This window comes from Sedimentibacter saalensis, assembly GCF_007830175.1.
GTDB classification, from domain to species: Bacteria; Bacillota; Clostridia; order Tissierellales; family Sedimentibacteraceae; genus Sedimentibacter; species Sedimentibacter saalensis.
Genome location: NZ_VLKH01000001.1, coordinates 316,570 through 330,489, shown reverse-complemented (window position 1 = coordinate 330,489; position 13,920 = coordinate 316,570). Strand labels below are relative to the sequence as shown.

General features: G+C 37.9%; 11 protein-coding genes. 8 read left to right on the top strand and 3 right to left on the bottom strand.

Translation table 11 applies throughout. The annotated features are described in order from the left end of the window. Nucleotides 1–3 precede the first annotated feature (3 nt). Nucleotides 4–924 carry a LysR family transcriptional regulator gene (locus LY60_RS01430; protein WP_145078980.1) on the bottom strand — a complete coding sequence of 307 codons (921 nt, stop codon included), beginning with the start codon at nt 922–924 and terminating at the stop codon, nt 4–6. Nucleotides 925–1,024: 100 nt separating this feature from the next. On the opposite strand from LY60_RS01430, the gene LY60_RS01425 reads away from it, so the two are divergent. The 6 genes from LY60_RS01425 to LY60_RS01400 all read left to right on the top strand — a co-directional run bounded on the left by LY60_RS01425 (nt 1,025) and on the right by LY60_RS01400 (nt 8,641). Next, nucleotides 1,025–2,404: an MFS transporter gene (locus LY60_RS01425; protein WP_170226069.1), complete on the top strand. Its 1,380-nt coding sequence runs from the start codon at nt 1,025–1,027 to the stop codon at nt 2,402–2,404. Between the two features lie 22 nt (nt 2,405–2,426). Beyond that, nucleotides 2,427–4,073 carry an N-acyl-D-amino-acid deacylase family protein gene (locus LY60_RS01420; protein ID WP_145078974.1) on the top strand — a complete coding sequence of 549 codons (1,647 nt, stop codon included), beginning with the start codon at nt 2,427–2,429 and terminating at the stop codon, nt 4,071–4,073. Between the two features lie 263 nt (nt 4,074–4,336). Next, nucleotides 4,337–5,035, top strand: a complete 699-nt coding sequence (locus tag LY60_RS01415) for an alpha/beta hydrolase (protein ID WP_145078971.1) — start codon at nt 4,337–4,339, stop codon at nt 5,033–5,035. A 521-nt stretch (nt 5,036–5,556) separates the two neighbouring features. Further along, the gene (locus tag LY60_RS01410; protein ID WP_145078968.1) at nt 5,557–6,564 is read left to right on the top strand and encodes a glycine betaine ABC transporter substrate-binding protein; all 1,008 of its coding nucleotides are present in this window, start codon (nt 5,557–5,559) and stop codon (nt 6,562–6,564) included. 23 nt (nt 6,565–6,587) lie between these two features. Beyond that, entirely contained in the window at nt 6,588–7,454 is an 867-nt protein-coding gene (locus LY60_RS01405; protein ID WP_145078966.1) for an ABC transporter permease, read from the top strand. Continuing rightward, complete coding sequence (locus LY60_RS01400) at nt 7,451–8,641, top strand: quaternary amine ABC transporter ATP-binding protein (RefSeq protein ID WP_246145338.1); 1,191 nt, start codon at nt 7,451–7,453, stop codon at nt 8,639–8,641. Before LY60_RS01405 ends, LY60_RS01400 begins: the two co-directional genes overlap by 4 nt. Nucleotides 8,642–8,974: 333 nt before the next feature. Here LY60_RS01400 and LY60_RS01395 read toward each other — a convergent pair whose 3' ends face one another. Next, nucleotides 8,975–9,736 (bottom strand): SDR family NAD(P)-dependent oxidoreductase, encoded by a 762-nt coding sequence (locus tag LY60_RS01395; RefSeq protein ID WP_145078963.1) that lies wholly within the window; start codon nt 9,734–9,736, stop codon nt 8,975–8,977. 177 nt (nt 9,737–9,913) lie between these two features. Between LY60_RS01395 and LY60_RS01390 the strand changes: the two genes are divergently transcribed. Next, entirely contained in the window at nt 9,914–10,936 is a 1,023-nt protein-coding gene (locus LY60_RS01390; protein WP_145078960.1) for a hypothetical protein, read from the top strand. Between the two features lie 36 nt (nt 10,937–10,972). On the opposite strand, the gene htpG is transcribed toward LY60_RS01390, so the two are convergent. After that, nucleotides 10,973–12,814, bottom strand: coding sequence for a molecular chaperone HtpG (gene htpG / locus LY60_RS01385; protein ID WP_145078956.1), 1,842 nt, complete (start codon nt 12,812–12,814; stop codon nt 10,973–10,975). A gap of 175 nt (nt 12,815–12,989) precedes the next feature. On the opposite strand from htpG, the gene LY60_RS01380 reads away from it, so the two are divergent. Continuing rightward, a complete protein-coding gene (locus tag LY60_RS01380) occupies nt 12,990–13,880 on the top strand; it encodes an enoyl-CoA hydratase/isomerase family protein (protein ID WP_170226068.1) in 891 nt (296 codons plus the stop codon). Nucleotides 13,881–13,920 lie beyond the last annotated feature (40 nt).

Below are 13,920 nucleotides of genomic sequence, written 5' to 3'. Positions count from 1 at the left end.
ATATTAACCTAATCTCTGCAGGTCTTCAATCATTCCTATGTATTCTTTTGCAAGTTCTGAAACAGGGTGGCTGATGCTGCTAATCCATCCCAGCTCTATAGAAAACCTGTCATCAAGCAATTCAAATGCCCGGATATTATCATAATATTCGATTTTTTTATAGGCATTTGTATATGCTGCAATTGAATAGGCATTTGTGTTTTGCAGCACTTCGTGCATGGTGCTTCTGTCAGATACTATTATACGGTTCTTTCGTTTATATATTTCAATATCCTCCAATTCTGAAGAAAAGTTGAAATTCGTGTCTGTGTACATTACAATTGGATAATCTTTCAGCATGTCCAAAGTGACACCGGAGCCGCTGAAGGAGTACAGGGGGCTGTTTTTTCCTACAGTCACTGATGCAGGACAGGCAAGAATAGGGTGGTAGGATAGTCCTCGTGATTTTAACAAATGCAATGTTATTTTTTTGTGGTTTTGAGATAAAAGCAATATGCCGATTTCTGCCCTATGTGAACTCACATTGTTTACAATATCTATGAATGAGCATTCCAAAAAAGAAAATTCGGTGTGATGACTGTTGTACTTGCTGCACAGCTGCATGAACAGCAAATGAGCAAAACGCATGTACTGACATGCAACAGACAATGTCAGTGATGGATTTTTGCCATAAGTCGAGCAAAATTCCTGTGTGAGACGAAACTGACTGTACGTGGCCATGGCATGGTTTAGAAACTCGCAGCCGAAATTTGTCAGCTCTACACCTTTGGCTGTACGGTTAAAAATAGGCTGTCCAACTTCTTCCTCAAGGTTTTTTATGGATTGTGACAAGTTTGATTGTGATAAATACAGGTTTTTTGCGGCCTTATTCATTGAGCCGCATTCAGCAATTTTTATTACATGTTCTATCTGATCTAGACGCATAACCCTCACCTTATAAGTATAGCTTATAACTTCTAATTAAAAATATATATTAACTGTTTATACTAGTCAAGTATTATAATTAAAATAAGGAGGGATGAATATGAATAATCAAAAAATCAGTCTGGCAGAAAAGCTCGGCTACGGTTCATTTTCGATTTCATGCAATATAGTCGTCCAGTTTGTAAGCACATTTATCTTGTTCTATTACACAAATGTTTTTAAAATATCTCCGGCTGTTGCCGGGGCTATAGTCAGTTTTGGCGTTATTTGGGACGGTATCAATGATCCGCTCATCGCCCATTTTGCTGACAACCACAGATTCAAAAACGGTGAACGTGTCAGACCATACATGCTTTACATATGTGTTCCGCTGGCCATAACTACAATTCTGATGTTTATGCCTTTTAATATGCCACAGAACATGAAGCCTTTTTATGGAATGTTTATATATGTTGTTTTTTATTCTTTTACAACATTTTTACGCCTTCCGTCATATGCCATGCCCATACTGGCTACTTCTGACGGAATGGAACGCATAAGCATAAACACATATACTTCTGGGGGAGCCAGTCTTGGTGGAGTTTTGGCAAGTGTGCTGTGCTGGCCTTTAGTCCGTATATTTTCCGGTGTTGACACCAATGGTGACATGATAAACCCAAGCCGTGGTTTTCCGCTTGCAGCAGCTGTAATCGGAGTATTTGTAATTGCCGGCGCACTTTTTTCATATTTTACTTCCCGTGAGCGCGTTAAACCAAAAAATGAAAATGAGGAAAAGCTTTCTCTGGGTAAGTCGTTCACTATTGTCATGAAAAATTACAATTTTAGATGGAACACTGCATTTTCAACACTGTATTTTGTCAACAACGCTCTGCTTACATCTACATTGGTTTATTACTGTTCATATGTTTTTAAGGATTCAGGGCTTACAACTTATGTAATGGCTGCGTTTGCTGTTGGGTCAATCATAGCATTACCATTTATAAAACGACTGGACAAAGCCCTTGGCAGACGCAGAGCCATGATGCTTGGTGCAGCATTAATATTCATCAGCAAAATACCATTTCTGATTTTCCCTATGAATGTCTTTGCCATGTATGTAAATGCGTTCATCATGGGATTGTCAGTTGCCCTCAACATTGTTACTTTCAGTACAACACGTGCGGAAGTAGCAGACCATGTTGAGTATGAGAACAATCGCCGAATTGACAGCATGGTCATTAACTTCATGGGTTTCCTGAACAAGTGCGGTACATCTATCACAACTCTTATAATCGGAATATCCCTGCAGATGGCAGGCTATAATGCTGACCTAAAAATTCAGCCGCAATCTGTAACTACAACTCTAATTGGTCTAATCGGGTGGACGTCACTTGCTATGTCTGTTGTTATGTTTTACTGCGCAGCAAAAATTACAATTGAAGAAACTGTAAAACAAATGAGCAGGGAAAAAGAACTTGCTGCAGAACAGCTTCTGTCTTGACATCTAAAAACAGGAGGTAATTATGATTGATATTTTAATAAAAGGAGCAGACATCATTGACGGGTCCGGAAATCCTGCATATAAAGGTGATGTTGCTATAAAGGATAATAAAATTGTAAAAATAGGTGAAGTAAATGAACCATCAGAAAAAACAATTTATGCACATGGTCTTGTGCTTTCACCGGGATTTATTGATGTGCATGGTCACTCTGATATGTTTGCATTTGTTGATCCCGATAGATCATCAAAGTTGTGCCAGGGCATAACAACTGAAATATGCGGTCAGTGCGGATTGGGACCGGCTCCCGTAGGTTCTGAATACATAAGTCAGTATACATCATATTTCAAGAGCCAGGGTGCACCGATTTATGCTGAAAGTAATACTTTCACAACATTCGGCAAGTACCTGGATTATATGAGCACACTTCCTTTGGGTATAAACATGGCTTATTTCATTCCCCACGGAACAGTCAGAATGGCTGCTATGGGATTGTCACCGGAAAAACCTACAGCAAGACAGCTTGAAAAAATGACTGAATTGGTTGATGAAGGAATGAAAAGAGGAGCCCTTGGCTTATCAAGCGGACTCATGTATGCTCCGGGCATGTTTGCTGACAGCAGTGAACTTGAAGCTCTTTGTAAAGTAGTTGGTCAATATGGAGGAATCTACACTTCTCACATAAGGGATCAGGGAAATCAGCTTGAAGAGTGCGTCGAAGAAACAATAAGGATCGCAGAGTCTTCCGGTGCCAGAGCAAATATATCGCACCATAAGGCCAGCGGAAAAAACAATTGGGGGAAGGTCAAAAACACGTGCAGCATGATTCATAATGCCAAAATACCGGTTATGCATGACGTCTATCCATATGCAGCCAGTTCGACACTTATACGATCAACACTTCCGCCAAATGTGCAAAAAATGGACCAGGATGATATTATAACATATCTGAAAGACGTAAATAATCACGAACAGCTTAAAAAATCCATATTCAACCCGGACAAGAACTTTGAAAGCCCTCTTGCTTCATGCGGATATGATGGAATACTCATATTTGATGCTGCTCATACTAAGGACGCCATCGGTAAGACAATAGAACAATATGCTGATTATCTTGGCATACAGCCATTTGATGCATTTATAAAAATTTTGACTGAAAATTCTCTGGGTGCCGGTTATATAGGATTTTCTATGTCGGAAGATGATGTGGAAACTCTGGTTGCAGATTCTTTGTGCATGTTCGGAACTGACGGTCTGTATGTTCCGGGAATGCCCATGACACATCCAAGGGCAATAGGAACATTTCCACGAATACTGGGAAGATATGTTAGAGAAAAGCATGTGCTGACTCTTGAAGAAGCAATACGTAAAATGACTTCGCTTCCGGCTAAATTTTATGGCTTGGAGAACAAGGGAGAAATAAATGTGGGCATGGAGGCAGATATTGTTCTTTTCGATGCTGAAAGAATAATTGACCATTCAGATTATCAGCAGCCGCTGCTTCAAAATGAAGGAATACATTTTGTAATTGTTAACGGAAAAATTGCCGTGGAACATGACAAGTATCTGGGAATTAAAAATGGAGCATTGCTGAAGGCAAGACAGAGTAAAGATTTGTCTGAAAATTTCACATTTTCAACAAAAATGAGCTCATTCATAAACATGGGATGACGAAAATAGATCGGTCAGGAAGAACCGTCCCCACCGGACTCCTTAATAAACCTTATTTCTACATATCGTAGGGGCGGACCTTGTGTCCGCCCGTGTCATTATCTCAATAATGCTATTGGAGGACAGTAGTCCTCCCATACATTATTGAAACAACTTTGTCATCAATTGACTGCAATATTAGATTGTAGTTTTTTTATTTCCGTATAATTAGTTATGTGTTATAATATAATTAAAAAAATAATGTGCTGAATCGGCAGGTATATATGGAAAAAAATAGAACAGGATGTCTTGTGATTCACGGTTTCGGTGGAGGAATACACGAAATTGAAACGCTGGCGGAACACCTAAAGGAAGAAGGATACAAAGTGTCATGTCCACGTCTGAAGGGGCATACTGGAAACAGAGTACACATGAAAAAAGCCACATACCATGATTGGATTGCTTCAGCTGAAACGGAACTTATCAGGCTCAGGCAGAAAACAGACGATATTGTCCTCATAGGATTTTCCATGGGAGGGCTCATAGCAGTTAACCTTGCATGCAAGTACAGAGTCAGAGCAATTGTTACAATCAATACTCCAATTTATTATTGGGAACTGAAAAGAGTGGCTCAAAACATTGCAGAGGATGTAAAATACAAAAAGTCAGAGCATATCAGAAGGTATCTCAGCGCTCAAAAAGCATCGCCCATGGTGTCCATGCTTAATTTCCTTAAGCTTCTAAACATTACCAAGACAAAGCTTAAGAAAATTGATGTGCCGTTTTTCGCAATACAGGCCAAAGACGACGACACAGTCAAGATTAAAAGTGCAGCCTATATTATGGATAACATTTCATCTGAGATAAAGCAAGTTAAATACTACGATAAAGGCGGCCATTTAATTCTAAAAAGCAACACTGCTCCACTGATTATCTGCGATGTGGAGAATTTTATTTATTCAATGTTTTCAAATAAAAAATGAATTTCATAAATGCAGGAAGAAGCGTTTAAAAACGGCTTCTTTTTTTGTGTTTTTCATTAAGGGTTGACAAATGTAAGGAAATTGCTGTAAAATAATTATACAATTTTCTTACAGTAAATACTGTCACATAATCTAATGCTTATTTAATATTAAGCATTATGACATCAAAATTATCATTCTGGCCTTAAAATAATTTGTATTTTAATGCATCATAACTCATTACTCATAACTTAAAAAAATTAAAACATACTGCGGCTATGCTTCAGGTTTATTGGATTTTCTGAAAAACGGTTTGCCGGATAAAATAGTACTAGATGTATTAGAAAATGGTTTGTAAAAAAACTTTTATTTTGTTACCCATTAGACTATTGACAAAACCTGTTTACGTCATCTGCAAGCGAAGTATCTTATAAAGTTTTGCTGCCTAACATTTACAAACGTAGAGAATAATGCTTCGTAACAAGCCATCTATTTCTATTTACATTTGGTTTCTATATAAAAAAATTGAATGGAGGGATTTTATGAAGAAATTGTATTGGCTTTTTACAGTGCTTCTTGTTATGACTGTTGTTATTGCAGGATGTACGCAAAATGCAGCAACAGGATCAAAGGAGCCTGTGACAATAGTTGTTACAGATAACGGCTGGGACAGCCAAAAACTACATAATGAAATCGCCAGAATAATAGTTGAACATGGTTATAAAGGTTATGTATTTGAAACATCAGCTGCTTCATCAACCATGAACTGGCAGGCTATAATATCTGGCGATGTGGATCTGGATATTGAAAGCTGGACAGACAATGTTGCAAGCTATCCGGAAGATGTCAAAAATGGAGATATTGTGGATGTTGGCGTGCTTGTTCCTGACAGTGCGCAGGGCCTTTATGTTCCTCGTTATGTAATTGAAGGGGACAAGGAACGTGGAATAGAACCAATGGCCCCTGATTTGAAAACAGTTGAAGATCTTAAAAATTATCCTGATGTTTTCCAGGACTACGAAGACAAAACAATGGGCAGAATTTATGGTTCGATTCCAGGATGGATGGCAGACGAAGTTCTGTATAAAAAATACGAATTCTACGGACTCAATAAAATGTACAACTACACAAGGTTAGGAAGTGAAGCAACATTGTTTGCATCCCTTGTTTCTGCATACAACCTTGGTGAGCCTTGGGTAGGATACTGCTATGAGCCTACATGGGTGAGCGGTAAGCTGGATTTGGTTCTGCTTGAGGATGCTCCATATGACAAGGTATTGTTTATGGAAGGTAAGTGTGAGTTTCCAAAGCAGGAGCTTAAAATAGTAAGCAGCAGCAAATTTGCAGAAAAGGCTCCGGACCTGATTGAATTTTTTAAAAAATACAAGACAGGAAGTCAGCTTATAAGCGAAGCACTGGCATATCTTGATGAAACAAAGGCAACACACGAGGATACTGCAAAATGGCTGTTAAAGGAAAATGACAGTCTTCTTGACCAATGGCTTCCTAAAGAAAATGCTGAAATGGTACGAGCATATCTCAATGAATGATAAACCTGAAAGGAATGACACATATGAACAGCATATATTCGTTTCCTCAGTCACTGCAGTTTAATATTGGATCTGCTATAGACGATGCCGTTAAGCAGTTCAGTAAAAATAATGAGGGTATTCTTGGGGCTATACGGTCCGTTGCTATAAGGAGCATACAGGGTATCAACTGGGTACTTTCCTCAATACCATGGTTCGTGCTTATTATAGTTGTCATATATTTTGGCTACAGAGTCAGCAGGAAAATTTATGTGGGATTGTTGTACGGAGCCATGATGTTTTTTATAGGGGCAAGCGGTTTATGGTCACACATGATAGATACTGTCAGTGTGGTAATAGCTGCTGTGGCCATATCACTGATACTTGGATTTCCATTGGGAATACTTGTAGCCATGAGCAAGCGTGCTGAAAACATAATACGGCCCATACTGGATTTGATGCAGACCATGCCGTCATTTGTATACCTGGTTCCTGCAGTAATGCTTTTCAGCATAGGAATCATGCCTGCTCTTCTGGCAACAGTTATATATTCCATAGTGCCCATGGTCAGAATGACAAGCCACGGCATCATGCATGTTGACAAGGAGGTCAAGGAAGCTGCCATTGCATTTGGATCTACAAAGATGCAGGCGCTTGTGAAAGTTCAGATACCTCAAGCCATGCCCACAATAATGACAGGAGTAAACCAGACAATAATGATGGCTATGTCAATGGTTGTTACCTGCGCATTGATTGGTGCAGAAGGATTGGGACTTGAAATACTCATTGCCACAAACCGTGTAGAAATGGGCAAAGCACTGCTGCCTGGAATTTCAATAGTAATTATAGCCATTATTTTCGACCGCCTCACACAGGGCTTAATCAAAAAGAAAGAGGTGGCTGAACAGTGAATGACAACATAATAGAAGTTAAAAACATTACAAAGCTTTATGGCATAAACAAGAAAGAAGCCTCAAGAATGATGAAGGAAAACTCAAACAAGGATGACGTGTATAAGAAAACAGGAGTGACCGTTGCCCTGTGGGATGTTTCCTTTGAAGTTAAAAAAGGTGAGATTTTCGTCATAATCGGACTGTCGGGTTCCGGAAAGTCAACATTGGTAAGATGTTTCAATCAGCTTTTGAAGCCTACAAGCGGAGAAATAATTTATGAAGGAAGAAATATTGAAACATTCAACAAGTCTGAGCTTCTGGAATACAGAAGAAACAAAATTTCCATGGTCTTTCAGAATTTTGGACTCATGTCACACAGAAACGTCATGGACAATGTTGCATATGGTTTGGAAGTCAAGGGTACAGCTAAAGATGAACGCCAGAAAAGAGCCCTTGAGATGACACGACTGGTAGGACTTGAAGGGTGGGAACATAAATCCATAGAAAGTCTTTCCGGAGGAATGAAGCAAAGAGTGGGGCTTGCAAGAGCATTGGCAAGCAATCCGGAAGTCCTTCTCATGGATGAGCCGTTTTCTGCACTTGATCCTCTTGTGAGAAGAGACATGCACTTTGAACTTCTTTCCATACAAAGGAAGCTGGGAAAGACAGTTATTTTCATAACCCACGACATCAATGAGGCATTTAAGCTGGGAGATAAGGTTGCCATAATGAAGGACGGCAAAATTGTACAGATAGACACTCCGGAAAATATGTCCACGAATCCGGTGGATGACTACGTCAAGAAATTCATAGACAGTGCTGATAAAACAAAGGTGCTCAGCGTTAAAAACATAATGATTACACCGTCATGTCTAGTGAGGGAAAGTGATTCGCCAAAGAATGCAATACGTGAAATGCAGCAAAATTCTGTGTCTACTGCATATGCTGTGGACAGCAGGATGGTGTACAAGGGAATAGTGTCAATAGACGATGCATTAAGGGCAGGAAAGGAAAACCTGAAGCTGTTTGACGTAATAAACAAAGATGTCATGACCACAAGCGAAGACACTCTTCTAAGCGAGATACTTCCCATGGCAGCAGAAGCAAAGTATCCAATTGCAGTTCTGAACGGAGGAGGAGTTTTAAAGGGTATTGTGACAAAGACATCGGTGCTTTCATCTCTAGCAGAGCGAGAAGAAACCTAATTTTCCACAGACCATTGACAACCCCAGATTCTACAAATCGTAGGGGCGGATCTTGTGTCCGCCCGGGGTTGCGGGAGGACACGAGGTCCTCCCCTACGAACTGTGACTTCGAGTTTGATGACAATTTCCAATATTAATTCATTTAAATAATTTTTATATGTTGAGTCTCAGACAATTGACAAACCCCGATTCCACAAACCGTAGGGGCGGATCTTGTGTCCGCCCGGGGTTGCGGGAGGACACGAGGTCCTCCCCTACGAACTATGATTTCGAGTTTACTGACAATTACTGATATTATTAATTTAATTAACTTTGTTATCAAACGGTGACTCATTAATATAATGAAGTACCGTGGTCAACGTACAATATTTGTCCTGTTACTGCTCTTGAAGCATCGCTGGCAAAGAATAAAATTGCTTCAGCCTGATCGCTTGCCTGAGCCTCCGGAAGCTCAACATCTAAGTGTTTTGCGCAGGCTGCTGCAAATTCCTGATTAAAAAGCTTGAACTGTTCCGGTGCATTAAGCTCTGTTGGTGTAGGTCCCGGAGCAACTGCGTTGCAGCGAATTTCTGTTGGAGAATATTGGAGTGCTATGTTTTTAGTCATGCTGTTTACTGCTGCTTTAGCTGCACTGTATGAAATGCCGGCTACACCCTGGCTTCCAATGGAAGATACGTTAACTATAGAGCCCTTGCCTTTCTTTTCCATATGCTCCAAAGCATACTTTGTCATGTAGTAAACAGAAAACTGGTCAACTCTGCACACATATTCATACCATTCTTCAGTGCAAAGATTTATAGGCATATGTCTGTCTGCAATACCTGCATTATTTACTAAAATGTCTACTTGTCCATATTTTCTGATTGTTTCATTAACGATTTTTCGGCAATCTTCCATTTTAGAAACATCGGCTTCTACAGCCATAATTTCTCCGCCTTGGGCTGTAATTTCATTCACTGTTTCTTCGTTTTTTTCATGCCTTCTTGATGCTATAACTACTTTTGCACCTTCTTTGCAAAAAAGTTCTGCTGTAGCACGGCCTATTCCTGAATTTCCACCGGTAATTATGGCTATTTTATTTTCAAGCCTTTTCATATTTGCCTCCATTGTTTTATATTATTAAGAACTGTATGTTGTTGGATTTTTGTATTATAGCAAAATTAAAGCGGATTGTATAATGCTAAATTCGTATGGATAAGTTTCAAGTACATAATAGAAAAGCAGAAATAACTCTGATATAATGCTTATATACTTGTCAAAAAGGAGCTTCAAATGGACAATGATACAAAGACAAATAAACAGAATATTAATGAACATATGACAAAACTCCACGTTGTAGGAAGTTATATGATTACAAGAGATTTAATAAATCTTGTTCAATACATTCAAGATGAATATTTTTCAAAACCAATATTTGACCAGAAATATTATGTTGCTGCTGATGATTTTGTATTCAGAATGGATATAACCGGATTGTCCTACAGCAGTATTTTTGAGATGGCCTACAGGGACCTGGAGAAAAAAGACTATGGACAATACCTTTTAGGGTTAAAAATGATTCTTGTGAAGCTTAAGGGAAATCAGCGCTATACATATTACGACAGAACTGAAATAAAAGAGGTTCTAAACTATATGGAAGGGGAGTATTCCTTAGAACCATTCCATGAGCAACATAGGGATATTCCAGACATAGTTGATGTTCATAGCATAAAGGATTGCCCTGTTGGATTTGAAGAGCTGACATTTGAAGAGTACATGCAGAATTCCACTCGCTCAATTTACAAAAGAGATACTGTCAAGAGCGAGAAATTTTTCGAGAATGAGCTTAAAACAGCAGTAAACAAAGGAATTATATATCACTATATTGTGGAGACTGATCATTATATAAATGCAGATATTCACAGCACAACCTATGAAGAATGGATCTATCTTGCCAAGCTTCTTTCTCTATACTTTACAACGGAGAAAAAGCCATGGACAAGAGACATGACAAAGGACATGCTGCGAATATATTCTGGTATACAGGATTGCTGTGAATCACAAAAATTTGAAGAAACAGTCTATAATATTACCACAGGCAATTTAAATCTGATAATAAAAAAAATCTCAAGGAACATGCTTCAAGACGTGGCAGAAGAAATAACCGAATCAATAAATTATTTAATCAATGTTTATTCTATTCATAAGAATGGGGACTACATTGATTACATAAAAGATTTACTTATAATTATTGAATCCACAAAACATAAGGAAAAAGTAAAAATGGTCAGGGAGTGGCTCAAAACAATTTCATAAAACAAAAATGCAGCCCAAAATTCAGGCTGCATTATTTTATTTTCTTATTGCTCGTACAAGCAATTCTTCGCTTCTGTTGACGAAATTTTCAACATCTTCAGGCTCTAAAGATTGCTGGTTCAATAAGGCTAAGTCAAAAAGCTGGTTAATTACAATGCTTTGAAGCTCTTCATTATTTGAGTTAAGGATGAATCGGACAATTTCATTGTTCAGGTTTATAAGCAAAGTGCTTTTTGACTGCAGCTCTTTGGCGGAAAAATTATTAGCATTAATTAGTCCGTAAATTTCCATCATGTCAGCCATTCTTCTTGCTTTTTCATCATTGATGATCAGCATTGATATGCTTTCGTGCTGAATATTTGTTATTTTTAATTCTATATTTCCAAGCCTGTCTCCAAGGGCACTTTTGATTTTATCAGAAACAACCTCTGAATTTTGCTTGTCCTCTTCCTTTATTTCTCCTTTGAATATGGCTTCAATGTTTGAATCGATTCTTATGAATTTTAAGGAAGGATTTAGAACCTCATATTTTCTCATAAAAGGCTGGTCAATAACATGATCAAACAACAGCGCATTCATGCCGCAACGCTTGAAAATTCCTATATAGTATGCCTGCTCAACTGCATCTGAGGAATAATATACTACATTGTCTTCTGAACCTTCAAATTTTTCAACATATTCTTTAATAGTATAGTATCTTCCTGTTAAATCCATAAATATGGCTTTTCTGGCCATGACAGAAGCAAATATTTTATCCTGAAGTATGCTGTATTTCACAAAGGCATTGATGTTCGGCCAATAAGCTTCATACTTTTCCCTGTGTTTTTCAAACATTTCATTAATGTAAATAGTAACTTCCTGTGCAAGGCATTCATATATAAGCGACACTACATTATCATTGGAATCCTCATCTCGTATTGTACTGCGGGATACTACAAGAGGTAGATTGTCACATTCAATAATGCCGCTTTGAAGGTTTACGAATTTTGGTATTAGCTCTCTTATGTTTTCTCCTATATAGACCCCTCTGCTGTATACCTTTATTTTTCCATCTAATTCTTCTGTATTGTTCTTTGTGTTCCTGAAAAACAATATTCCTTTTAATCCTAAATCAATACTTTCAAATTTAAACCAGAATAACGGATCAAACACGTCATCAAAAAAATCTTTGTAAAATAAATTCATTTCTTCCGGGTTAATTAGATTGCTGCTTAACCTGAAAACAGGTTCTGGTATGTTTACAAGCTGTCTTTGTATATCAGGAGCTTCATAATATATTTCTGTTTTTGAAAAAACAAAGTATTTTTTAATTATATCAAGGATAAGCTTTGGGTTTTTTAAGTAAGGGTTGTTGTCATCAAGATATAGTATGACATCTGTACCTGTATGTAGCTTTTTTCCTTCATTCATAGAAAATGACATGTCCACATTGCAATCCCATCTGACAGCCTTTGCATCCTCTAGATAAGATTTTGTTTCTATGGCAACATGATTGCTTATCATAAATGAAGAATAAAAACCAACACCGAAATGACCTATTATAGTTTCGCTTCCGGCCTGATTATTTTTATTAATAAAGTCAGTTGCTCCTGAAAAAGCAATTTGATTTATGTATTTTTGAACTTCTTCTTTTGTCATGCCTATACCGTTGTCGCTGATTATGATGCATTGCTTGTCTGCATCTAATGTAACAGAAATAACGCCTTTATATTCGGATAAATCACCTTTTATATTTTTAATATTTGATAATTTTTCTACAGCATCACATGCGTTGGATATCAGTTCTCTGAAAACAATATCCTGTTCTGTGTATAACCATTTTTTTAGTATGTTAAATATGTTTTTGCTTTCAATTGACAGCATTCCTGATTGTTTCATATAATACCTCGCTTTTTTAATTCTGAATGAACTTTAATCATTATATCAAATAAAAGGAGATACATAAAACAAAGTTTGTGAAATATATCATGCATATTTTGAATTGTACAATCCGCGAATAAATTTTTATAATGCGTTATACAGACAAATGTCTATTAAAATTTTGGAGGATAATATGTCAAAAGAAAGAATCACTAATGCAAGCTATGTGAAATGGCCTAGCTTTGAAGAAATTCAGGAAATGTTCAAGGAGCATTTCATAATTACAAGAAGAGAGGATGGAGTTGTAACAGTACGCATGCACTGCAAAGGCGGTCCATTAATATGGTCAATGGAGTTACATGATGCCATAGGTAAATTGTGGAGAATGCTTGGAACAGATCGTGAAACAGAAATGATCATATTCACAGGTACAGGAAATATTTGGGTAACAGACTTTGAAGCTGCAAGCTGGGCTCCAGAAGGAGATGATCCTGGACTGACAAGATATAATCATATGTTTGTTGATGGACGCCGAATGATTATAACAATGATTCAGGACGTTGAAGTTCCTACACTGGGAGTATTGAGCGGTTCCGGCGGACACACTGAGCTGGCATTAATGTGTGATTTAGCTATTGCAGCAGATGATATCGTTGTACTTGATCCACATATGCTGCCCGGAACAAACAATGTGCCTGGAGATGGCATTCACAGCTGCTTTATGGAGCTAATGCCTCCAAGATTTGCAGCATGGTATTTGATGACAGGCGATAAAATGTATCCACAAGACCTTGTTCGTCTGGGATTGGTATCTGAAATTGTTCCAAGAGAAAAACTCATGGACAGAGCTTATGAAATTGCTGACATGCTAATGGCTCAGAACAGAGTAGCAAGAAGACTTACTTCTCAATTAGTAAGAAGACCTTGGAAGAAAAGAATTGCTGATGATCTGGATATGGCATTCGGAACTGAAATGTTTGGAATGTTCTGTGCGGACGAGCTTCACTCCGAGCTTTTGTCTATGATTAAGTATTTAGGCCTTGAAGGTAAAATTGATCCACCATTACAAGGAAAAATAAGATAATAATAAAAATTAGACTGTTCATGTGTCATCCTGAGCTGCA